23 protein-coding genes are annotated in these 20,846 nt (G+C 72.6%); 5 read left to right on the top strand and 18 right to left on the bottom strand.

Going from position 1 to position 20,846, the window contains the following annotated elements:
• Positions 1-64 precede the first annotated feature (64 nt).
• The 7 genes from trpC to hisI form a co-directional block, all read right to left on the bottom strand.
• Positions 65-871, bottom strand: a complete 807-nt coding sequence (gene trpC, locus ACTVAJ_RS02125; RefSeq protein WP_470386300.1) for an indole-3-glycerol phosphate synthase TrpC — start codon at positions 869-871, stop codon at positions 65-67.
• A gap of 251 nt (positions 872-1,122) precedes the next feature.
• Positions 1,123-1,461, bottom strand: a complete 339-nt coding sequence (locus tag ACTVAJ_RS02120; protein ID WP_470386299.1) for a CD225/dispanin family protein — start codon at positions 1,459-1,461, stop codon at positions 1,123-1,125.
• Between the two features lie 84 nt (positions 1,462-1,545).
• Positions 1,546-2,067: a DUF2752 domain-containing protein gene (locus ACTVAJ_RS02115; RefSeq protein ID WP_470386298.1), complete on the bottom strand. Its 522-nt coding sequence runs from the start codon at positions 2,065-2,067 to the stop codon at positions 1,546-1,548.
• Between the two features lie 111 nt (positions 2,068-2,178).
• Positions 2,179-2,577, bottom strand: a complete 399-nt coding sequence (locus ACTVAJ_RS02110; protein ID WP_470386297.1) for a CD225/dispanin family protein — start codon at positions 2,575-2,577, stop codon at positions 2,179-2,181.
• A gap of 264 nt (positions 2,578-2,841) precedes the next feature.
• Entirely contained in the window at positions 2,842-3,159 is a 318-nt protein-coding gene (locus ACTVAJ_RS02105; RefSeq protein ID WP_470386296.1) for an HGxxPAAW family protein, read from the bottom strand.
• A complete protein-coding gene (locus ACTVAJ_RS02100; RefSeq protein WP_470386295.1) occupies positions 3,159-3,869 on the bottom strand; it encodes a Trp biosynthesis-associated membrane protein in 711 nt (236 codons plus the stop codon). Before ACTVAJ_RS02100 ends, ACTVAJ_RS02105 begins: the two co-directional genes overlap by 1 nt.
• The gene (gene hisI / locus ACTVAJ_RS02095; protein ID WP_470386294.1) at positions 3,866-4,210 is read right to left on the bottom strand and encodes a phosphoribosyl-AMP cyclohydrolase; all 345 of its coding nucleotides are present in this window, start codon (positions 4,208-4,210) and stop codon (positions 3,866-3,868) included. The genes ACTVAJ_RS02100 and hisI overlap by 4 nt, the downstream gene beginning before the upstream one ends.
• Before the next feature lie 168 nt (positions 4,211-4,378).
• Between hisI and ACTVAJ_RS02090 the strand changes: the two genes are divergently transcribed.
• A complete protein-coding gene (locus tag ACTVAJ_RS02090) occupies positions 4,379-5,380 on the top strand; it encodes a sugar isomerase (RefSeq protein ID WP_470386293.1) in 1,002 nt (333 codons plus the stop codon).
• 25 nt (positions 5,381-5,405) lie between these two features.
• Here ACTVAJ_RS02090 and ACTVAJ_RS02085 read toward each other — a convergent pair whose 3' ends face one another.
• From ACTVAJ_RS02085 to hisD, 10 genes are all read right to left on the bottom strand, one after another.
• The gene (locus ACTVAJ_RS02085) at positions 5,406-7,253 is read right to left on the bottom strand and encodes an ABC transporter ATP-binding protein (RefSeq protein WP_470386292.1); all 1,848 of its coding nucleotides are present in this window, start codon (positions 7,251-7,253) and stop codon (positions 5,406-5,408) included.
• On the bottom strand, positions 7,250-9,316 hold the full coding sequence (locus ACTVAJ_RS02080; protein WP_470386291.1) for an ABC transporter ATP-binding protein: 2,067 nt from the start codon (positions 9,314-9,316) through the stop codon (positions 7,250-7,252). The genes ACTVAJ_RS02085 and ACTVAJ_RS02080 overlap by 4 nt, the downstream gene beginning before the upstream one ends.
• Before the next feature lie 257 nt (positions 9,317-9,573).
• Complete coding sequence (locus ACTVAJ_RS02075) at positions 9,574-10,170, bottom strand: peptidoglycan-binding domain-containing protein (protein ID WP_470386290.1); 597 nt, start codon at positions 10,168-10,170, stop codon at positions 9,574-9,576.
• A gap of 166 nt (positions 10,171-10,336) precedes the next feature.
• Positions 10,337-11,110 carry an imidazole glycerol phosphate synthase subunit HisF gene (hisF, locus tag ACTVAJ_RS02070; RefSeq protein ID WP_470386289.1) on the bottom strand — a complete coding sequence of 258 codons (774 nt, stop codon included), beginning with the start codon at positions 11,108-11,110 and terminating at the stop codon, positions 10,337-10,339.
• The gene (priA, locus tag ACTVAJ_RS02065) at positions 11,107-11,859 is read right to left on the bottom strand and encodes a bifunctional 1-(5-phosphoribosyl)-5-((5-phosphoribosylamino)methylideneamino)imidazole-4-carboxamide isomerase/phosphoribosylanthranilate isomerase PriA (protein ID WP_470386288.1); all 753 of its coding nucleotides are present in this window, start codon (positions 11,857-11,859) and stop codon (positions 11,107-11,109) included. The genes hisF and priA overlap by 4 nt, the downstream gene beginning before the upstream one ends.
• A 45-nt stretch (positions 11,860-11,904) precedes the next feature.
• Complete coding sequence (hisH, locus tag ACTVAJ_RS02060) at positions 11,905-12,561, bottom strand: imidazole glycerol phosphate synthase subunit HisH (protein WP_470386287.1); 657 nt, start codon at positions 12,559-12,561, stop codon at positions 11,905-11,907.
• Positions 12,562-12,577: 16 nt separating this feature from the next.
• A complete protein-coding gene (locus ACTVAJ_RS02055; RefSeq protein WP_470386286.1) occupies positions 12,578-12,739 on the bottom strand; it encodes a hypothetical protein in 162 nt (53 codons plus the stop codon).
• The gene (hisB, locus tag ACTVAJ_RS02050; RefSeq protein ID WP_470386285.1) at positions 12,740-13,333 is read right to left on the bottom strand and encodes an imidazoleglycerol-phosphate dehydratase HisB; all 594 of its coding nucleotides are present in this window, start codon (positions 13,331-13,333) and stop codon (positions 12,740-12,742) included.
• Between the two features lie 76 nt (positions 13,334-13,409).
• The gene (locus tag ACTVAJ_RS02045; protein WP_470386284.1) at positions 13,410-14,492 is read right to left on the bottom strand and encodes a histidinol-phosphate transaminase; all 1,083 of its coding nucleotides are present in this window, start codon (positions 14,490-14,492) and stop codon (positions 13,410-13,412) included.
• 40 nt (positions 14,493-14,532) lie between these two features.
• Entirely contained in the window at positions 14,533-15,834 is a 1,302-nt protein-coding gene (gene hisD / locus ACTVAJ_RS02040) for a histidinol dehydrogenase (RefSeq protein WP_470386283.1), read from the bottom strand.
• A gap of 250 nt (positions 15,835-16,084) precedes the next feature.
• Between hisD and ACTVAJ_RS02035 the strand changes: the two genes are divergently transcribed.
• The 4 genes from ACTVAJ_RS02035 to ACTVAJ_RS02020 all read left to right on the top strand — a co-directional run bounded on the left by ACTVAJ_RS02035 (position 16,085) and on the right by ACTVAJ_RS02020 (position 20,117).
• On the top strand, positions 16,085-16,645 hold the full coding sequence (locus ACTVAJ_RS02035) for a ferritin (protein ID WP_470386282.1): 561 nt from the start codon (positions 16,085-16,087) through the stop codon (positions 16,643-16,645).
• Positions 16,646-16,772: 127 nt separating this feature from the next.
• Positions 16,773-17,549 (top strand): LON peptidase substrate-binding domain-containing protein, encoded by a 777-nt coding sequence (locus tag ACTVAJ_RS02030; protein ID WP_470386281.1) that lies wholly within the window; start codon positions 16,773-16,775, stop codon positions 17,547-17,549.
• Positions 17,550-17,680: 131 nt separating this feature from the next.
• Positions 17,681-18,139: a Cys-tRNA(Pro) deacylase gene (ybaK, locus tag ACTVAJ_RS02025; RefSeq protein WP_470386585.1), complete on the top strand. Its 459-nt coding sequence runs from the start codon at positions 17,681-17,683 to the stop codon at positions 18,137-18,139.
• A 109-nt stretch (positions 18,140-18,248) separates the two neighbouring features.
• Positions 18,249-20,117 carry an AMP-dependent synthetase/ligase gene (locus ACTVAJ_RS02020; protein WP_470386280.1) on the top strand — a complete coding sequence of 623 codons (1,869 nt, stop codon included), beginning with the start codon at positions 18,249-18,251 and terminating at the stop codon, positions 20,115-20,117.
• A 10-nt stretch (positions 20,118-20,127) separates the two neighbouring features.
• Here the strand turns inward: ACTVAJ_RS02020 and ACTVAJ_RS02015 are convergent, their stop codons facing one another.
• Positions 20,128-20,781, bottom strand: a complete 654-nt coding sequence (locus ACTVAJ_RS02015) for a hypothetical protein (protein WP_470386279.1) — start codon at positions 20,779-20,781, stop codon at positions 20,128-20,130.
• Positions 20,782-20,846 lie beyond the last annotated feature (65 nt).

The following is a 20,846-nucleotide window of genomic DNA, read 5'->3' as shown; positions in this document are numbered from 1 at the left end:
CCCTAGGGCCATCGCCATCGGTGACCGGGGCGGGGCGGGTGGGCCGTCGTCGTCAGCATCGTGCTCAGTTCCGGTCGCGCAGGGCGGGGTGGGCTCCGGCGGTCACCAGGTCGGCGACGGCCTCGCGCGGGTTTCCGCCGCGCACGAGGCTCTCCCCGACCAGGACGGCTCCGGCCCCGGCACCGGCATAGGCCAGCAGGTCGTGCGGGCCGCGTACCCCGGACTCGGCGATCTTGACGCGGTCGGCGGGGATGAGGGGGGCGAGCCGGGCGAAGGTGTCCCGGTCGACCTCCAGTGTCTTCAGGTTGCGGGCGTTGACGCCGATGACGGTCGCCCCGGCGTCGAGGGCCCGTGCGACCTCCTCCTCGTCGTGCACCTCGACCAGCGGGGTCAGGCCCAGCGACCGTGCCCGCTCGACCAGGGAGACCAGGGCCTCCTGGGGCAGCGCGGCGACGATGAGCAGGACCGCGGAGGCGCCGTGGACGCGGGCCTCCCACAGCTGGTAGGAGCTGACGACGAAGTCCTTGCGCAGCAGCGGCGTGTCGACGGCCTTGTGGACCGCCTCCAGGTCGGCGAGGCTGCCGTTGAACCGGCGCTCCTCGGTCAGGACGCTGATCCAGGTGGCGCCGCCGGCCTCGTAGTCGCGGGCCAGGGCGGCGGGGTCGGCGATGGTCGCGAGCGGCCCCTTCGAGGGGCTGGCGCGCTTGACCTCGGCGATCACGTGGACGCCGGGACGGCGCAGGGCGGCCTCGGCGTCCTGCGGAGTGGGCACTGACTCGGCTTGGGCCTTGAGGCGGTCCAGAGGCAGGGCCTCCTGACGCCGGGCCAGGTCAGTGCGTACTCCGTCGAGGATCTCGTCGAGCACGCTCACCAGTTACCGCTCCCTCGTGATGTGGCCGGTCAGGATGGTCGGTGTGCCCGCCGCGCGGGCGCGGTCACGCGGCGGGACCGGCGAGACCGCGCACGCACCGTGTTGATCGTCATCGTATCCACCCTCGGGGCCCGGGGGGCCGCCACCCCCGGGGGACGGCGGCGGGAGTGTCGCGGTGGCACGGGAACGGCGCCCCGCCCTCCGGTGTGTCGGAGGGCGGGGCGCCGCGGGGTCCGGTGGGCCCGGAGGGGTCAGTAGGTGGGTGCGGAGGCGGCGATACCGAACATGACCAAGAAGAACAGGAAGTAGAGCACGATGCCGACCAGGCCCAGGATGAACACGACGAGGCCGATGATGCCCATGATCCTGGCGACCTTGGCGGACTCCTCCGCACCCGCGTAGTCACCCATGGCCCACTTGCTGTCGACCTGGAGGGCGAAGATGAGTCCGATGATCCCCACGGGGCTCAGGCAGCTGAGGATACCCAGGATGTTGTGCACGAGGTACTTCTTGGGCGGTTCCCCGGCCGGGGGCGTCGCTCCGTACCCGCCGGTGCCGTAACCGCCGGGAGGAGGGGGAGCGTAGCTCATGGAGTGGTCCTTAGGGTCGTGGGCGTCTGCGCATGGGACGCGGCGGAGGGGGCATCGGTTCCCGCGTCGGGCGCGATTCGCGGGTCACCACCCGGGGAACAGGGGTACACCCGGTGCGAGGAAGTCGAACCAGGGCAGGTTGCGCAGGACCCAGAAGGCGAGGACCGAGGTGATGACGGTCCAGTAGACCCACATCGGCGCGGGCCTGCGGGGCGTCCTGCGTCTTTTGAGGCTGTCTCCGAACCAACGCACGTAGCTGTAGGCGAGGAAGGGTCCGAAGCCGAACACGAGCAGGGGGTTCATGCTGGCGGCTCCGAGGACGTCCCCCTGGGTCACGAGGGCGACGGCACGCATCGTGCCGCAGCCCGGGCACTGCGTCCCCGTCAGCAGAAGCCAGGGGCAGGTGGGGTAGTTGCCGGGCTCGTTGGGGTCCACGAAGTGGAGGATCGTGGCGCCGACCAGCCCCAGGGCTCCGAGTCCGACGGGCCAGACGATCGGGTGCAACGATCCGAGGCGTCGGCGGACCCGTTCGGTGAGGGACCGGGGAACGGAGCCGTTGTGTCGGAGGTTCACGGACCGCTCGGTCTGCTGTGGTCGCACGCGCACCAGCCTAGGCGTTCGGGTGGGGGATCAGGGTCCGGTCCCGGCACCGGGACAAGGCGTCCGCCCCCGGACACCGAGGTGTCCGGGGGCGGACGCGCAGGAATGCGCTGGGGCCTAGTAGCCGCTGGCGCTGGCGAAGACGCCCAACAGGACGATGAAGACGACGTAGAGGATCGCGAGGCAGAAGCCGATGAAGCTGATGATCCCCAGGATCTTGGCGGTCTTGGCCGCGGCCTCGGCGCCCGCGTAGTCGCCCGCCTGCCACTTGCTGTTGACCTGGATGGAGAACACCAGGCCGACGATGGCGAGGATCGTGCAGCCGAAGAGTCCCAGGATGTTGAACACCAGGAAGTTCTTGGGCGGTTCGGCCGAGGGCGGCATGGCCCCGTAGCCGCCGGTGCCGCCGGGGGGCGGGGGCGCCCCGTAGCCGCCGTTGCCGGGGGGCGGGCCGTAGCCGCCGCCGGGGGGCGGGGGCGGACCGGGGTTACCGGGGGGCGGGGGACCGTAGCTCATGTTCGCAACAACTTTCCTGAAGCGGATGGGGATATCGGAGCGGCGTGTGGAACGAACACGTCGGTCCGTTGCGGGGGCAGGGTCGGATGACCGGCGGACACACACCGCGGGCAGAAATCATGCCAGATCCGTCAGACTCGTACCGACGGATTCCAACGCGGCGGACCGGGCCGGTGGGGAGAATCTACCCGCCCCACCGGACCTTCGTCCATTTTCCGTTACTCACTCGTTGTGAGCTGGTGATTCACCGCAGGAAGGGAGCGCTCAGGCCTTGCTGGCCGTGGCGGCCACCCTACGGTTCGCGCCCGAGCCCTTCTTGTCCTGGGCCTTGCGCGCGGCCTCCCACTCCTCGCGCGTGGGCGGAACGGGGCGGGGCTCCCTGCGGCCCAGTCCGGCCTTCTTCATCACACCGGCGATGATGGCGAGCACCACACTGAGGCCGAGGCCGATCGCGGTCCAGGTGACCAGGCCGCCGCCGAAGATGATGGCGACGCCGGCGACGGACCAGGCAGCGATCCAGGAGATGGTGAGGAACCAGGCGGAGACGGTGTTGCCGTGGTCGTCGTGGTGTTCGTCAGCCATCAGTGTTTCTCCTTCGGTTCGGCTGGCCGTGCTGCCAGCGGTGCGGGTTCTGTGCCGTCCTCGGTGTCGGCGCGGCCGGCGTCGGCCGCGGCGTCGCCACCGCGGGCGTCGAGCGTGGGGTCGTCACCGGCGTCCAGCGATCTCCACAGGTCGGCGGGTGTGTCCGCCCGGGTCGAACGCGGTGCGGCGTCCCGATCGTACCGGGTGCCCATACCTGGCCAGGCGGGGGAGCGGGCGGCGGACAACACCCCCGCGAGCGCGACGAGCAGGGCCCCTCCGCCGGCCATCAGCGGTCCCAGGACCACCAGACGCGGATCGGCGGTGATCTGCGCCGCACCGGTGCCGTCGGCGGCGTGGTCGGCGAGTTCGGCGGCCAGGGCACCGGCCCGGGTGGCGCCCCAGACGGCGGCGAGCGCGCCCGCCCCGCCCAGGGCGACGAGCCCGCCGATGGCCCGGCGCGCCCATCCGCGGGCGGCGTACAGGCCCACGACCGCGGCCAGCCCGGCCCAGCCGATCCCGGACAGGGTGCCGGTGAGGTCGGCGCCGGTCAGTGCGACCGCCACGGGCTCGACCGGCCCGGGAACGGCGATCTCCCCGGTGGCCCAGACCCTGCCGCCCGCGGCGAGCAGCAGTCCGGCCCCGGCGGCCAGGGCGACGGTGGCGACCAGGTACTCGCGGCGCGCACGGGCACCGGATTGGCTGGAACTCATCGGAGCCGCCCCGCGTCGAAGCACGTGCGGTCGCCGGTGTGGCAGGCGGCCCCGGTCTGGTCGACGCGCACCAGCAGGGTGTCGCCGTCGCAGTCGAGCGCGACCGACATCACACGCTGCGTGTTCCCGGAGGTGGCTCCCTTGACCCAGTACTCGCCGCGGCTGCGCGACCAGTACGTGGCGGCACCGGTGGTCAGGGTGCGGTGCAGGGCCTCGTCGTCCATCCAGGCGAGCATGAGGACCTCCCCGGTGTCGTGCTGCTGCACGACGGCGGGCACGAGGCCGTCCGGGTTCCGCTTCAGGCGCGCGGCGATGTCCGGGTCGAGGCTGGAGACACTCATGTTGTCCAGGTTATGGCCGCTGACCGGCCACCGCGCACCGGGTCGCGGTTCGCGGCGGTGTCCGCAGCGGTGTTCGGGGCCGGACGGCGCCGTCGAGGCGTTCGGAGGCGTAGGGTTCGTCCGTCCGTCACCGCTTCCGTTCCGACGGTCCCGCACGAGGGGAGTCCCGTGACCGCCGCGTTCCTGTCCGCCGACCTGGCGGGAAAGCCCGCCGCCCTGACCTCCCTCGCCGAGCGCTTCCCCCGGTGGGATCCGTACGCGGCGCTGCCCGCGCTGCTGGAGGACGAGCCCGCGGCGGTGCGGCTGCTCGGCCTGGGCGCGGCCAGGCGCGTGTGCGAGACGGCGGCGGCCCGGCTGCGGCGGGCGGGGATCTCCGCCAGCGCCGAGCACGCCTCGTCCGCCGAGGAGCCTCCGGCGGGTCCGGAGACCCTGGTGGTGGGGGTGAGCCTGGGCGGAGGACAGCGCGAGTTGTGCACGGTGCTGGACCGCTACGTGGCACGGTCGCCCGTGATCGTGCTCACACCGGACCCGGACGCGGTGGTGGCCCGGTTGGCGGACCTGGTGGTTCCGCTGCACGCGGGCGCGGAGCCGTCCGGGCTGGGCTGCCGCTCCTATCAGCACGCGATGGCGCTGTCCCTGCTGTTGGGGCACCGCCTGGGCGCACCGGCGTCGGGGAGCAGCGGGAACTTCCCGGGTCTGCTGCGGCGGGCGGCCAACGCGACGGAGGCGCTGCTGGCCGACGCGCAGCGATGGGTGCCGGAGGCGGCCCGGGTCCTGGACTCGCCGGACGGCGTGCACCTGGTGGCGCCCGCCGAACGGCTGGCGTCGGCGGGTCAGGGGGTGCGGGTCGTGCGCGGCGGTCCGGTGCGGGTGGCGCACGCGGTCGAGACCGGTGAGTGGTCGCACACCGACCGCTACCTGGCGGCGGTGACCGACTACCGCGCGCTGCTGTTCGCGGGTTCGGTCTACGACGAGCGGTTCGCCGAGCACCTGGGGCAGCTGCGGGGACGGTTCGTGGCCGTGGGCGCCACCCCCGAACGCGAGAGCGTGCCGGGGGCGGAGCTGACCGTGCGGTACCCCGGTGACCGGGACCCGGACGTGAACCTTCTGGTGGAGCCGCTGGTGGCGGAGCTGGTGGCGGCGCACTGGTGGCGCGCCTCCGGCCGCTGACCGCCGCCGCGGCCCGCCCCGCGGTTCAGGCCGAGGACCGCACCCAGGAGGCGTACAGGTCGGCGTAGACGCCCGGCCGCCCGACCAGTTCGTCGTGCGTGCCGCTCTGGACGACGCGCCCCTGGTCGAAGACCAGGACCCGGTCGGCGGCCTCGGCGGTGGACAGGCGGTGGGCGATGGCCACGGAGGTGCGACCGCGGGTGAGCCGGTCCAGGGCGCGCTGGATGCGTACCTCGGTGTGCGGGTCCACGGCGGAGGTGGCCTCGTCCAGGACGAGCAGGTCGGGGTCGGCGATGTAGGCGCGGACCAGGGCGACGAGCTGCCGCTCACCCGCCGACAGGGACTCGCCGCGCTGGCCGACCGGGGTGTCCAGGCCGTGGGCGAGGCTGGCGAGCCAGTCGCTGAGGCCGAGTTGGCTGATGGCGGCCTCCAGTTCGGCGTCGGTGCTCTCGGGGCGGGCGAAGCGGATGTTGTCGCCCAGGGAGCTGTCGAACAGGAAGCCCTCCTGGGGCACCATGACGACGCGGCTGCGCAGGGAGGAGAAGGCCACCTCCCGCAGGTCGACGCCGTCGAGGAGGACACGCCCCCGGGCCGGGTCCATCAGGCGGGTGAGGAGCTTGACGAAGGTGGTCTTGCCCGAACCGGTCTCCCCCACCACGGCCAGGCGGGTGCCGGGGGTGATCCGGACGTCGATGCCGTCGAGGACGACCGGCCCCTCGGGGTAGGCGTAGGTGACGCCGTCGAAGCGGACCTCGACGGGGCCGCGCGGCAGCACGCGCCCGGCCTCTCCGGGGTCGGCGATGTCGGGAACGGTGTCGAGCACGCCCAGGACCCGGCGCCACCCGGCGATGGCGTTCTGGGCCTCGTTGAAGATCTCGGTGGCCATCATCATCGGCATGACGAAGAGCGTCATGAGGAAGAGGAAGGCGACGAGCTGCCCCGCGGTGAGTTCGCCGTCGATGCCCAGCCACACGCCGACCAGGACCACGGCGACGTTGCCGACGGCGGCGACGATCTCGGCGAAGGGCGACACCGCCATGGACAGGCGCTGCGCCCTGACCTGGGCGCTGCGGGTGGCCAGGACGGTGGAGTCGATGCGGTGCGCGGTGCGCTCCTCGGTTCCGTAGGCGCGGATGACGGCGGCGCCCATGACGGTCTCGCCGATGGCGCCCAGCATGTCACCGGTGCGCTCACGGACCTTGATGTAGGCGCGGGAGAGCAGTTTCTGGAGCCAGCGGACGCCGAAGAGCAGCGGCAGGAAGCAGATCCACACCACCAGGGTGAGCTGCCAGGAGTAGACCGCCATGAGGGCGGTGGCGACGACCAGCTGGCCCGCGCTGACGATGAGCAGCAGTCCGCCCCACTGCATGAAGGTGCTGATCTGGTCGACGTCGCCGGTGACGCGGGAGACCAGGGCACCCTTGCGTTCGCTGTTCTGGGTGAGCACTGACAGGTCGTGCACGTGGCGGAAGGCCTTGCGGCGCAGGGTGGCCAGGCCGGACTCGGTGGCCCGGTACAGGCGCACGTTCATCAGGTAGGAGCAGACCATGGTGGCCATGAGCAGGGCCGCGCACACGCCGACCATGCGCGCGACGAAGGCGAGGTCGGGCCCGTCGGGGCCGGAGAGCCCGTTGTCGATGATCTGCTGGACGGCGACGGGCACGATGATCTTGCCCGCGGTGGCCACGACGGCGAGGACCAGGGTCAGCCACAGGCCCTGGGCGAACTCCGGGGAGAGCTGGAGTCCGCGGCGCAGCGTCTGGACGGCCGAGTCCTCGGACCTGCTGAGTGCGGGTGTCGCGGCCCGGTCGGCGTCGGGGCGGTCGGGCTCGGGGGCGGGCCGCCCGGTGCGGGGCTGGGCGGGTGCGCTCATCGGCTGGGCTCCTCGGTGGCGGAGGCGTGGTGGCGTTCGGTGTCGGCGTCGGACTGCGCCGCGGGTGTGCGCTGGGGCTGGGGCGGGCCCGGGTCCTCGGGTGTGGGCGCGCGTCCGGCGCCGTTCTCCTCGGAGGCCCGCTCGTAGGCGGTGACGAGCCTGGTGTAACCGGGTGAGGCGGCCAGGAGCTCCTCGTGGGTGCCGCGGGCCAGGACGCGGCCGCCCTCCAGGTAGACGACCTCGTCGGCGAGTTCGATCGTGGCGCGGCGGTAGGCGACCACGACGACGGTGGCGGCGTCGTCGCGTCCGCGCAGTCCGGCGAGGATCTGGGCCTCGATCTGGGGGTCGACGGCGGAGGTGGCGTCGTCGAGGACGAGCAGGCGGGGGCGGCGGACGATCGCGCGGGCCAGGGCGAGGCGCTGGCGCTGACCGCCGGACAGGGTGGTGCCCTTCTCCCCGAGCCGGGCGTCGAGTCCGCCGTCGAGTTCGCGGACGAACCCGTCGGCGCGGGCCAGGCGCAGGGCCGACCACACGTGGTCGTCGTCGAGGTCGGCGGCGCCGAGGGTGATGTTGTCGCGGACGGTGTCCTCGAAGACGAAGGTGCTCTGCGGAACGAGCGTGGCGTGCCGGGGGATCTGTCCGCGGGCGAGGTCGCGGGTGTCCACGCCGTCGTAGGCGACGGTCCCGGTGTCGGGGTCGACCAGCCGCATGAGGACGGTGGTCAGGGTGGACTTGCCCGCGCCGGTGGGGCCGACCAGGGCGACGGTGCGCCCCGGGGCGATGTCGAGGTCGACGCCGTCGAGGACGGTGGTGCGCGCCTCGTCACCGGTGGCGTCCATGAGGTCGCGGACGCGGTCGTCGGCGTCGTAGCTGTCGGCGTAGGAGAAGGTGACGTCGCGCACGCTGAGCGCGATGCCGGTGGGGGTCTCCTCCAGCGTCCGGTCGCCGTGGCTCATGGTGCCCTCGGAGCGCAGGACCGACTGGACGCGGTCCCAGCCGACGACGGTCCGGGACAGATCGCCCAGAAGCCAGCCGAAGGAGCGGATGGGCAGGGCCATGAGGGTGAACAGGTAGGCGATGGTGACGAGTTCGCCGGGGTCGACCGCGCCGGTGGACAGCCGCCACATGCCGAGGAGGAGGACGGCCAGGACGCCGAGGTTGGGCAGCGCCTCCATGAAGGGGTCGAACATCGACCGCATGCGGCCGACCTGGATGAGGGCGTCGCGGAGGCGGTGCGCGGCGTGGGTGAAGCGCTCGGTCTCGGTGTCCTCGCGGCCGAGGGTCTTGACGACGAGGGCGCCGTCGAAGGACTCGTGGGCGACCCCGCTGACCTCGGCTCGCAGCGCCTGGGCCCGGGAGGCCATGGGTGAGATCCGGCGCTGGAAGACGACGTTGGCTGCGGTCAGGACGGGGAAGACGACGAAGGCGACCAGGGCCAGGACGGGGTCGGTGACGACCATGGCGACGGCGGCCGTGCCGAGCATGAACACCGATCCCACGGCCATGGGCAGCGGCGCGAGCGGCTGCCAGGCGGCCTCGACGTCGGCGTTGGCGTTGGAGAGAAGCTGCCCGGTGGGGTGGCGGTGGTGCCAGGCCAGGGGCAGCTCCAGGTACTTGCGGGAGACGGCGCGGCGGTAGCGGGCCTGCATGCGGAACTGCATGAGTCCGGCGAAGAGCCGTCGGAGGGCCAGGCCGACCGCCTTGCCGAGCCCGACGGCCAGGAGGAGGGCGGACGCACCGAGGAGGGCCGCGAAGGTGGTGGAGCCGCTCTCGAAGGCCGGCAGGATCGTCTCGTCGGTGAGGTGGCCGAGGACGGAGGCCGAGCCGACGGTGACCGCGGCGTGCAGCATCGCGCCGGCGACGGCGATGAGGAACACCCAGGGCTCGGTGCGGATCGCGACGCCCAGGACGCGCATCCCCCGGGTGAAGATCCGGTCGCCGCGTTCTCCTGCGGTGTCGCGTCCGGGATCGGTGGAGGCGGGGTCGTCCGCGCCCTCGGGCGCCGCGGTCGGGGCGGGGTCCTCCCTCTCGTCCGGTCCCTGAGTCCTCGTCGCCTGCGCCATACGCCCCCCGTTCACCTCCGCGTCCGGGTCGGCCCGGATGGGGCCGACCGGTGGTGCCCCGCGCGGCTCCGGACGTGCCGGAGGCGTTCGGGGCACCCGTCGGGTCAACCTATCCAGCGGTGCCGACAGGTTCCACCGAGTTGTTTCAGCACCGGACGTGGGGGGCGTATTCCACCTGTGTCAGCCGGTTTCGTGATGTGTCGCGGCGCAGGGCGGCGGACGGGCGTTGCGGGCGGTCCGGGACGGGACGGCGGCGGTCAGCGGTCGTAGTCCTGGTAGGTGATCAGTGCGCGGAACGTGGCCGGTCCGGCGATCCCGTCGACACCGATGCCCAGGAAGTCCTGCGCGCTGCGGACGGCGGCTTCGGTCTGCGGCCCGTACAGGCCGTCGGTGAACAGGTGGAGCGCGAACTTGGCGTTGAGCAGGCGCTGGATCGCCTCGACGACCAGGCCCCCGGAGCCGCGCCGGTACAGGCCGAAGGTCTCCGAGCTCAGCGCCTCCCAGGTCGCCGCGTCCAGCCGTGAGGTCTGGGCGATCCCCGCGTACTCCTGGTAGGCGCGGACCGCGTGGCCCATCTGGGCGTCGAAGGGGATCGGGCGGCCGAGGTCCATGTGCGGGTCGAACCCGATCTGGATGAGGAGCAGCTTGGCCGCGGCGATGTCGACGTCGGCGTCGCCCTCGCCGTACTCGGGCCAGGGGTCGGCGCCGGCGGCGGGAACCGGAGCGGGGGCGGCGGGCCGGTCGTGGGCGGAGGCCGACGACGAGCCGGCCAGGGCGACGGCCAGGACCATGAGTCCGGCCGTGAGCAGGGCCGCCAGGCGGCCGGGAAGGCGGGTACGCGTCTGGGTGGGCATGGGGGGTGCTCCTTCCCCGGTGGGCGGTCCTCCGGCACTCCGTGTGATGACCGTTCCGGGCCTACGGTTCGCTCCCGGCGCCGGCCGTGCCCCCGAGGTGCCCCGGGCACCGCCGTCCCGGGGGGCGCGCGCCCCGGGACGGTGTCCGTGAGGGCGCGCACCGGGCTCAGCGCACGGCGTATCCGGCCTCGCGCAGGCTCGCCTTGACATCGGCGATGGTGAACTCGCCGAAGTGGAAGACGGTGGCGGCCAGGACCGCGTCCGCGCCCGCGGCGACCGCCGGGACGAAGTGCTCGACGGCTCCGGCGCCGCCGGAGGCGATCAGCGGCACGTCGACGCGGGCGCGCACGGCGCGGATGAGGTCCAGGTCGAATCCTTCCTTGGTGCCGTCGGCGTCCATGGAGTTGAGCAGGATCTCCCCCGCGCCGAGGCCGGCGGCGCGCTCGCACCACTCCAGGGCGTCGATGCCGGTGCCGCGCCGCCCGCCGTGGGTGGTCACCTCGAACCCGCTCGGGGTCGGCTGGTCTCCGTCGCGGACCCGGCGCACGTCGGCGGACAGGACGAGGACCTGGCGGCCGAAGCGTTCGGCGATCTCGCCGATGAGCTCGGGGCGGGCGATGGCGGCGGTGTTGACCCCCACCTTGTCGGCGCCCGCGCGCAGGAGGGTGTCGACGTCGTCGGTGGTGCGCACTCCCCCGCCGACGGTGAGCGGGATGAACACCTGGTCGGCGGTGCGGCGCACCACGTCGTAGGTGGTCTCGCGGTTGCCGCTGGAGGCGGTGACGTCGAGGAAGGTGAGTTCGTCGGCGCCGCCCTCGTCATAGGTCGCGGCGAGTTCGACCGGGTCGCCCGCGTCGCGCAGGTTCTCGAAGTTGACGCCCTTGACCACCCGTCCGGCGTCCACGTCCAGACAGGGGATGACCCGGATGGCGAGGCTCACCGCCGCTCCCCCCTGACCGCGGCCAGCGCGTCCTCCAGGGTGAAGGCGCCCTCGTAGAGTGCCGTGCCCATGATGGCGCCCTCCACACCCTCGGGAACGAGGGTGGCGATGGCGGTCAGGTCGTCGAGGCTGGACACGCCGCCGCTGGCCACGACGGGCTTGTCGGTGCGCGCGCAGACGGTGCGCAGCAGGTCGAGGTTGGGGCCCTTGAGGGTACCGTCCTTGTTCACGTCGGTGACGACGTAGCGGGCGCAGCCCTCCGACTCCAGGCGCTCCAGGGTGGTGAACAGGTCGCCGCCCTCACGGGTCCAGCCGCGGGCGGCCAGGGTGGTGCCGCGCACGTCGAGGCCGATGGCGATGCGGTCGCCGTGCTCGGCGATGATCTTGGCGCACCACTCGGGGTTCTCCAGGGCGGCGGTGCCGATGTTGACGCGGGTGCAGCCGGTGGCCAGGGCGGCGGCGAGCGACTCGTCGTCGCGGATGCCGCCGGACATCTCCACCTTGACGTCGAGCCGGCCGACGATGTCGCGCAGCAGGTCGCGGTTGTGGCCGCGGCCGAAGGCGGCGTCGAGGTCCACCAGGTGGATCCACTCGGCTCCGGCCTCCTGCCACCGCGCGGCGGCGGTGAGGGGGTCGCCGTAGCGGCCGCCGGAGCCCGCCTCGCCCTGGACGAGCTGGACGGCCTGCCCGCCCGCCACGTCCACGGCGGGCAGCAGTTCGAGTGCGGTGGACGACGCGGTGTCAGTCATGGGGCCTTCCCGTGGTCGGTGTCGTAGGTCGGTCGGATGCCGGGGTCACCCGAGCGTGCCCACCCAGTTGGCCAGCACGCGGGCGCCCGCGTCGCCGGACTTCTCCGGGTGGAACTGGGTGGCGCACAGAGGTCCGTTCTCGACCGCGGCCACGAAGGGCTCTCCGTGCTCGGACCAGGTCACCCCCGGGGCGGGGATGCGTTCGTTGGTGGGTGTGAACTCCCAGGTGCGCACGGCGTAGGAGTGCACGAAGTAGAAGCGGTCCCCGGGGTCGATCCCGGCGAAGAGGCGGGTGTCCCCGGGCGGGCGGACGGTGTTCCAGCCCATGTGCGGCACGACGGGCGCGCGCAGGCGCTCCACCGTGCCGGGCCACTCCCCGCAGCCCTCGGTGGCGACGTCCTCGGCGTGGACGTCGGCCTGTTCCACGCCGCGCTCGAAGAGGACCTGCATGCCCACGCAGATGCCCAGGACGGGGCGGCCCCCGGCCACGCGTTTGCCGATGATCCGGTCCCCGCCCGCGGCGCGCAGGCTGGACATGCAGGCGCTGAAGGCGCCCACGCCGGGAACGACGAGCCCGTCGGCGTCCAGGGCGGCATGCGGGTCGGAGGTGACGGTCACGTCCGCGCCGGTGCGCTCCATGGCGCGCTGCGCCGAGCGCAGGTTGCCCGATCCGTAGTCGAAGACGACCACTCGTGACGGCATGAAGCCTGCCTTTCCGCTAGAAGTAGCCCAGTCGGAGCACCCCGGAGGCGACGGCGAGCGCCGCGCACGCGCCGAGGGCGACGGCGACGATCCGGTTGGCCTTCCACAGGGAGTAGGCGCCTCCGACGAGGAAGCCGCCCAGGACGATGAGGAACAGCGCCCACAGGTCGGTGTCCATCTACAGGGCGCCCTTGGTGGACGGGATGTCGGTGACGCGCGGGTCGTTCTCGGTGGCGGCGCGCAGGGCCCGGGCCAGGGCCTTGAACTGGCACTCGACGATGTGGTGGGCGTTGCGGCCGTAGGGCACGCGCACGTGCAGGGCCACGCGCGCCTGGGCCACGAAGGACTCCAGGATGTGCCGGGTCATGGTCGTGTCGTAGTCGCGGCCGATGATCGGCGCCATGCCCTCGGGCTCGCTGTGCACGAGGTAGGGGCGGCCGGACACGTCGACGGTCACCTCGGCCAGGGCCTCGTCCAGGGGCACCTTGGCGTCGGCGAAGCGGCGGATGCCGCGCTTGTCGCCGAGTGCCTCGCGGAAGGCGGCGCCCAGGGCGAGCGCGGTGTCCTCCATGGTGTGGTGGGAGTCGATGTGCAGGTCGCCCTCGGTGCGCACGGTGAGGTCGAACAGGCCGTGCTTGGCGAGCTGGTCGAGCATGTGGTCGAAGAAGCCGACGCCGGTGGAGACGTCGGCGACGCCGGTGCCGTCGAGGTCGATCTCGACCAGGACCTTGGTTTCCTTGGTGGTGCGTTCGACGCGTCCGGTGCGGCTCATGGTGACTCTCTCGGTGGTGGGTGGAACGTGGGTCCCGGGGTGGGCGCGGGCCGCACGCCGGGGCGGTGGAGCGCGGTCAGCGCCCGGTGGCCCGGAGCAGGGCGCGGCGGAAGCTGGCCATCTCGTCGGGGGTGCCGACGGTGACGCGCAGCCATCCGGGCGGGCCGGTCTCGCGGATGAGGACCTGGTGGTCGAGCATGGCGTTCCAGACCTCGGTGCGGTCCTCGAACTCGCCGAACAGGACGAAGTTGGCGTCGGAGTCGGCGACGGAGAAGCCCTGCTCGCGGAGCCAGGCGACGAGTCGGTCGCGTTCGGCCCGCAGGTCGGCCACGGCGGAGAGGAGTTCGTCCGCGTACTCCAGGGCGGTGGACGCGACCGCCTGGGTGACGGCGGACAGGTGGTAGGGCAGGCGGACCAGTTGGAGGGCGTCGACCACGGCCGGGTGGGCGGCGAGGTAGCCGACCCGGGCCCCGGCCAGGGCGAAGGCCTTGGACATGGTGCGCGAGACGATGAGCCGGGGGTACTCCGGGAGCAGGGTCAGGGCGCTCGGGGTGCCCTCGCGGCGGAACTCGGCGTAGGCCTCGTCGACGACGACCACACCGGGCGCGGCCTCGGCGATCCGCCGGATGGCGGCGATGTCGAGGGCGGTGCCTGTGGGGTTGTTGGGCGAGGTGAGGAACACCACGCTGGGGCGGTGCTCGGCGATCGCGGCGAGGGCGGCGTCGACGTCGACCCGGAACCGGTCGTCGCGGGGCACCGGCAGCCAGTCGGTGTTGGTGCCGCGCGCGATGATCGGGTGCATCGAGTAGGACGGTTCGAAGCCCATCGCGGTCCGGCCGGGCCCGCCGAAGGCCTGGAGGATCTGCTGGAGGATCTCGTTGGAGCCGTTGGCCGCCCAGACCTGGTCGGCCGTCAGTCCGTGGCCGAGGTAGGCGGCCAGCCCCCCGCGCAGGCGGACGGCGTCGCGGTCGGGGTAGCGGTTGAGGCCCAGCGCGGTGTCGGCGACGGCCTCGGCCACCGCCTTGGCCAGCTTCGGCGAGGGCGCGTACGGGTTCTCGTTGGTGTTGAGGACGACCGGCACCTCCAGTTGCGGCGCGCCGTAGGGCGATCGGCCGCGCAGGTCGTCACGGAGGGGCAGGTCGTTCAGTGTGAAGCTCACGGTTGCACGCTCTTGGTGTCTCGGGTCGTCCGTCGGGTGCTCAGGCCGTGCCGTCGCCGGTGCGCGCGGTGACCGCCTCACCGTGCGCGGGCAGGTCCTCGGCGTTGGCCAGGGTGACGACGTGATGGGCGACCTCGGCCAACGCGTCGCGGTCGTAGGAGACGACGTGGACGCCGCGCAGGAAGGTCTGGACGCTCAGGCCTCCGCTGTGGCAGGCGCACCCGCCGGTGGGCAGGACGTGGTTGGATCCGGCCGCGTAGTCGCCGAGCGAGACCGGGGAGTGGTCGCCGACGAAGATCGCTCCGGCGTTGCGCACGCGGGCGGCGACGCCGGCGGCGTCGGCGGTCATGATCTCCAGGTGCTCGGCCGCGTAGGCGTTCACGACGGCGAGCCCGTGTTCGACGTCGTCGACCAGGACGATGCCGGACTGGGGGCCGCCGAGGGCCTCGCGGACGCGGTCCGCGTGCTTGGTGGCGGGGACGCGCACCGCGAGCCGCTGGACGACGGCGTCGGCCAGGGCCTCGTCCGGGGTGACCAGGACGGAGGCGGCGACGACGTCGTGCTCGGCCTGGCTGATGAGGTCGGCGGCGACGTAGTCGGCGTTGGCGGTGGCGTCGGCCAGGACGGCGATCTCGGTGGGCCCGGCCTCGGCGTCGATGCCGATGACGCCCTTGAGCAGGCGCTTGGCCGCGGCCACCCAGATGTTGCCGGGTCCGGTGACCATGTCGACTCGGGCGCACTCGCCCGCACCGTGGGCGAACATGGCCACGGCCTGGGCTCCGCCGACGGCGTAGACCTCGTCGACGCCGAGCAGCGCGCAGGCGGCGAGGATGGTCGGGTGGGGCAGACCGCCGAACTCGCGCTGGGGCGGTGAGGTGACGGCCAGGGACGCGACGCCCGCCTCCTGGGCCGGGACGACGTTCATGATGACGCTGGACGGGTACACGGCGCGGCCGCCGGGCACGTAGAGGCCGACGCGGCCGACCGGGATCCACTTCTCGGTGACGCTGCCGCCGGGGACGACCCGGGTGGTGTGGTCGGTGCGGCGCTGCTCGCGGTGGACCTTGCGGGCGCGGCGGATGGACTCCTCCAGCGCGGCACGCACGGCGGGGTCGAGGCCGACCAGGGCGGCGTCGATCGCCTCCCGCGGGACGCGGATGTCGGTGAGGCGGACGCCGTCGAAGCGTTCGGTGAGTTCGATCAGCGCCTCGGTTCCGCGATGGCGCACGTCCTCGCACAGGGGGCGTACGCGCTCGGCCGCGTCCGCCACGTCCAGTTCCGCGCGCGGGAGCGCTTCGCGGGGGTCGCCTTGGGTGCCTCGGAGGTCGATTCGACTGATCACGGCCCCAGTCTAGGGCGCTTCCCCCGCGACCGAGGGTGTCGTGTCCGAATGTTGGACAGCACACGTGAGCGTCCGGCGCGGCGCGGCGTTCGCGGGCATCGCCGACCAGTCCGCCACAAATGGATCCCATCAGTGTCGCCTTACTTTGGAACACCTAACCTCAGTTATCTTCAGAAAGGCTTGCCTAACAAATTTCGACACGTTTTGGACGTGTGTCGCATAAAGCATTTGAATGCGTTATCGTGATGCCATGACTTCGAACAAGAGTGGCGACAGCGGCCTTTCCAAGTTCCACCGCCTCCTGGTTGACCAGGTGCGACACGAGTACACCGCGTCGCACCAGTACGTGGCCATCGCAACGTGGTTCGACGCCCGGGACCTGCCGCAGTTGGCCCGCGTCTTCTACGAGCAGTCGCTGGAGGAACGCGACCACGCGCAGATGATCGTGCGCTACCTCATCGACAGCGACGTGGACTTCGCCTTTCCCGCCGTGGACGAGATCGAGACCGATTTCAACACCGCACGCGACCTGGTGGCGCTGGCCCTGCGTCAGGAGCGCGAGGTGACGGACCAGATCCACCGTCTGGCCAAGGTCGCCCGTGACGAGGACGACTACGCGGGCGAGCAGTTCCTCCAGTGGTTCGTCCAGGAGCAGACGGAGGAGGTCGCCAGGATGTCGACCCTCCTCAACGTGGTCGACCGCGCCGACGGCAACCTCTTCGACGTGGAGACCTTCGTGGCGCGCGACATGCCCAGCGAGGACCACGGCAGCCAGGGCGCGCCCGACACGGCGGGCCCGTCGGTGTCCTGACCCCGGGGCCGTCCCGACGCCGGGAGGGCCTGTTCCAGGCGGCCCGGGCGCGGGCGTCCGGCCCTGAGGAGAGGCCGGACACCGCCCGGGCCGTGCCGCACGCGGGCGCCACGGGCATACTGGAACCATGCCCGTGGCACTGCCGATCTTCCCGCTCAACACCGTCCTGTTCCCCGGTATGAGTGTCCCCCTGCACGTGTTCGAGCGGCGTTACCGCCGACTCGTCTCGGAACTCCTGGGACCCACCCTGAGCGGGGGCGAGGGCCCGGTCCGCCGGGGCGGCCCGCACCGCTTCGGCGTGGTGTGGATCGAACTCGGCCACGAGGTGGCCAGCGAGTCGGGCCAGGGCTCGGGCGGCGCCGACACCGGCGTGCCCGCGACCGGCCGCGGCTCGGTGTCCCTGCCGAGGGTGAGCGGGACGGGGTGCACCGCGGTCGTGCGGGACGTGCGCACCTACGAGGACGGGCGCTACGACCTGGTCGTCGAGGGCGGCGCGCGGTTCACCGTGACCGACCTGTCCGAGGTCGACGCCTCGTCGCCGGACGCGTACTCGACAGCGTCGGTGTCGTTCCTGCCCGAACCGGTCGGCCCGGACGTCGAGGAGCACGCCGAGCGGGTCCGGGACCTGTACGACACCTACTGCCAGCGCCTGGCCGCCATCGGGATGGCGCCGGAGACCCATCCCGAGTTGCCCAAGGATCCGATCGCCCTGTCCTACACGGTGGCGGCGTCGGTGGTCCTGGACCAGGCGGAGAAGCAGCGGCTGCTGGAGGCGGAGGACGCCGCCACCCGGCTCGCGGTGACCGCGCGCTTCCTGCGCCGGGAGAACCGGATCGTGGACGCTCCCACCCTCCCCAACCTGCCCGCCGGTCCCTTCCTGAACAACGGTGTCTCCTTCAACTAGACGGGGTTAGTCTGCTGGTGCGGGCCGGTACGGTGGCCGCGCGCGACACGTGTCCGGTGTCCGCGACCTCCAGTGATCGCGTGAGAGTTGAGGAGATTCCCGGCATGAGTGGAAGGGGCACACCCGCGACCGTGGCCGCGGGGCGGGCCAAGACCGCCTACACCCTGCACCCCTACGAGGTGGACGGCGGTGCGGACGGGCACTCCTACGGCACCGACGCCGCCGACGCGCTGGGGGTCCCGCACGAGCGGGTCCTCAAGACACTCGTCGCCGAGGTGGACGGTGTGTTCACGGTCGGGGTGGTGCCGGTGAGCACGTCGCTGGACCTCAAGGCGCTGGCCGCCGCGGTCGGCGGGAAGCGGGCGACGATGGCGGACCCGGCCAGGGCCGAGCGGATCACCGGTTACGTGCGCGGCGGCATCAGCCCGCTGGGGCAGCGCAAACGGCTTCGGACGGTGATCGACGCGTCGGTGACGGAACTGGTGTCGGTCTACGTCTCCGCGGGTCGGCGCGGTCTCCAGATGGAGTTGGCGCCCCGGGACCTGATCCGGCTGACGGAGGCGGTCACCGCTCCGATCGGCGCCTCCTGAGTGACGGGGGGCACGGTCCCGCATCCCCCGCGCCACAGGGGCCGGTGCTTCCCCGCACAGTCGGCCACGGGGCGTTGCCGGTCCCACTACCCGGGGGTAGCGTTGTGACATGAACAACAGTTCATCCCCCTTTCCCTCGATCGCCGCCATGTTCACCGCCCGCGTCGCCGAATCCGGCGACGCGGTGGCCTTCACCCACCCCGTCCCGACCGCGGACGGCGATGGTGAGACCTGGACCGAGCTGACCTGGGCCCAGACCCGTGACCGCGTCCGCGACATCGCCCTCGGGCTGCACTCACTCGGGGTGACCTCCCAGGCCAGGTGCGCGATCGCGGCGAGCACCCGGATCGAGTGGATCCTGGCCGACCTCGGCGTGCTGTGCGCGGGAGGGGCGACGACGACCATCTACCCCTCGTGCACTCCGCCCGACTGCGCCTACATCGTCTCCGACTCCGGCAGCATGGTCGCCTTCGCCGAGGACGACGAACAGGTCGCCAAGCTGCTCCGCCAGCGCTCCCGGATGCCCGGCCTGTCCCGGGTGGTCGCCTTCGAGGGCGCGGCCGGGGGTGACGACGACTGGGTGATCTCACTCACCGAACTGGAGGAGCGCGGCGCGCGGCTGGCCGCCGAGCGGCCCGGGCTGTTCGAGGAGCTGGTGGAACGCGTGCGCCCCGAACACCTGGCCACCCTCATCTACACCTCCGGCACCACCGGCAGGCCCAAGGGGGTGCGCCTCGACCACGCCAACTGGCTGTACGAGGCCGAGGCCCTGCACACCCTCGACCAGGAGTTGCGCGCGCAGGGGCGGGCACTGCTGACCGGTGACGACGTGCAGTACCTGTGGCTTCCGCTGGCGCACGTGTTCGGCAAGGTCATCCAGGTGGGCCAGCTACGCATCGGCTACCGGACGGCGGTGGACGGGCGCATGGACCGGATCGTGGACAACCTGGCCGTGGTCCGGCCGACGTTCATGGCGGCGGCGCCGCGCATCTTCGAGAAGGTGTACAACCGCGTGGTGCTCCAGGCCAGGGAGGGTGGTGCGGCCCGGTACCGGATCTTCCGCTGGGCGGCGGGCGTGGCCGACCGGGTCGCGCGCGAACGCGAGCGGGGACGCGAACCCGGCGGTGCGCTGGCCGCCCAGCACCGTGTCGCCGACCGTCTGGTGTTCGCCAGGCTGCGGGCCCGGTTCGGAGGGCGGCTCCGGTTCTTCGTCTCCGGCAGCGCGCCCCTGGCACCGGAGATCGGCCGGTTCTTCCACGGCGCGGGGATCACGATCCTGGAGGGGTACGGGCTCACGGAGAGCAGCGGGGCCACGTTCGTCAACCGTCCGGGCCAGGTGCGGTTCGGGAGCGTGGGTCTGCCGATGCCCGGCACCGAGGTCAGGATCGCCGAGGACGGCGAGGTGATGCTGCGCGGCGGCGGGGTGATGCGCGGCTACCACAACCTGTCCGGTGCCACCGAGGCGGTGCTGACCGAGGACGGGTGGTTCGCGACCGGGGACATCGGCGTGCTGGAGGACGGGCACCTGCGCATCACCGACCGCAAGAAGGAGCTGATCAAGACCTCCGGCGGCAAGTACGTGGCACCGCAGGGCATCGAGGGCCGGTTCAAGGCGCTGTGCCCGTACGTGAGCAACCTGGTCGTGCACGGGGACCGTCGGCCGTACTGCGTGGCGCTCGTGGCCCTGGACCCCGAGGCGATCGCCGAGTGGGCCGCCGACAACGGCCTGGGCGGGCTCGACTACACGGCGCTGACCGGGGAGCCCGCGGTGCGGGCGGTCGTGCAGGAGGCCGTCGACGCGTTGAACCGGGATCTGCCGCGGCACGAGACCGTGAAGCGCTTCGCGATCCTGCCGAGCGACCTGTCGGTGGAGGAGGGCGAGATCACGCCCAGCCTCAAGATGCGTCGCCGGGCGATCGAGGAGAAGTACCGCGATCTGCTGGACGGCATGTACGAGGGCACCGTCCAGAACCTGTGAACCGCGACGCTCAGGAGGCGGGGTCCCCGGTTCCGGTGCGGCCGGGTTCGGCGGCCCCGGAGGTGTCGGTCGTGTCCGGTCCCTGCGGCCCCCTCAGGACCCCCGGTTCGGGGAGGGTGCGGGGCACCCCCGGCTGGTCGGAGCGCAGGGCGCTGATCCCGTCCAGCAGTCCGTACTGGAGGACGAAGAGGAAGGGCCAGACCATCAGGAACGAGGTCGCGCGCAGTTCGAGTCCGATCGTGACGGACTCCCCCCGTTCGGCGGCGGCCGCGGCCTCGTGCAGGGGCGCGTCGAGCAGGGTTCCGACCTGCCAGGTGAGGACGGCGGCGGCCACCGCGCCCAGGGCACCCGCGACCAGGCAGACCAGGCGCAGGTCCTGCATGCGGCGGAGCGCCAGGGAGAACTGGACCATGTAGGCGGCGTAACCGGTGACCATACCGGCCGCCCCCGTGAGGAGGGCGAAGTAGGCCTCCCCCGCGAACACCTCCTGCGCGGTTCCGGTGAAGACCCCGCCGTCACCGAGGGCGGTGCCCACCACGCGGTCGGGTGCCAGAAGCCACCACACCGGGCCCAGGGCGACACCGGTCAGGGCCGTGCCGAACAGGACGCACGCGCCCACGAGGAGCGCACGGCGCGCCGCCTCCGCACGACTGTGACCGGTCATGTTCCCCCTTCTTCCGGGCCTGTGGGCGCCCCGGGAAAAGCACTGGCTGCGGGACGTGACCGGAA

This window comes from Nocardiopsis sp. KDC1DS13DA1 (genome assembly GCF_055632325.1).
This window is presented reverse-complemented; position numbering and strand designations above follow the sequence as displayed.

Bases quoted from the DNA above. Each gene is read 5' to 3' on its own strand.
- hisI (WP_470386294.1), bottom strand. From the start codon at position 4,210: ATGAGTGTCTCCAGCCTCGACCCGGACATCGCCGCGCGCCTGAAGCGG.
- ACTVAJ_RS02120 (WP_470386299.1), bottom strand. From the start codon at position 1,461: ATGAGCTACGCTCCCCCTCCTCCCGGCGGTTACGGCACCGGCGGGTAC.
- ACTVAJ_RS02110 (WP_470386297.1), bottom strand. From the start codon at position 2,577: ATGAGCTACGGTCCCCCGCCCCCCGGTAACCCCGGTCCGCCCCCGCCC.
- ACTVAJ_RS02100 (WP_470386295.1), bottom strand. From the start codon at position 3,869: ATGAGTTCCAGCCAATCCGGTGCCCGTGCGCGCCGCGAGTACCTGGTC.
- ACTVAJ_RS02015 (WP_470386279.1), bottom strand. From the start codon at position 20,781: ATGACCGGTCACAGTCGTGCGGAGGCGGCGCGCCGTGCGCTCCTCGTG.
- ACTVAJ_RS02035 (WP_470386282.1), top strand. From the start codon at position 16,085: ATGACTTCGAACAAGAGTGGCGACAGCGGCCTTTCCAAGTTCCACCGC.
- ACTVAJ_RS02020 (WP_470386280.1), top strand. From the start codon at position 18,249: ATGAACAACAGTTCATCCCCCTTTCCCTCGATCGCCGCCATGTTCACC.
- hisB (WP_470386285.1), bottom strand. From the start codon at position 13,333: ATGAGCCGCACCGGACGCGTCGAACGCACCACCAAGGAAACCAAGGTC.
- ACTVAJ_RS02030 (WP_470386281.1), top strand. From the start codon at position 16,773: ATGCCCGTGGCACTGCCGATCTTCCCGCTCAACACCGTCCTGTTCCCC.
- hisH (WP_470386287.1), bottom strand. From the start codon at position 12,561: ATGCCGTCACGAGTGGTCGTCTTCGACTACGGATCGGGCAACCTGCGC.
- priA (WP_470386288.1), bottom strand. From the start codon at position 11,859: ATGACTGACACCGCGTCGTCCACCGCACTCGAACTGCTGCCCGCCGTG.
- ACTVAJ_RS02055 (WP_470386286.1), bottom strand. From the start codon at position 12,739: ATGGACACCGACCTGTGGGCGCTGTTCCTCATCGTCCTGGGCGGCTTC.
- ACTVAJ_RS02085 (WP_470386292.1), bottom strand. From the start codon at position 7,253: ATGAGCGCACCCGCCCAGCCCCGCACCGGGCGGCCCGCCCCCGAGCCC.
- ACTVAJ_RS02080 (WP_470386291.1), bottom strand. From the start codon at position 9,316: ATGGCGCAGGCGACGAGGACTCAGGGACCGGACGAGAGGGAGGACCCC.
- ACTVAJ_RS02105 (WP_470386296.1), bottom strand. From the start codon at position 3,159: ATGGCTGACGAACACCACGACGACCACGGCAACACCGTCTCCGCCTGG.
- ACTVAJ_RS02075 (WP_470386290.1), bottom strand. From the start codon at position 10,170: ATGCCCACCCAGACGCGTACCCGCCTTCCCGGCCGCCTGGCGGCCCTG.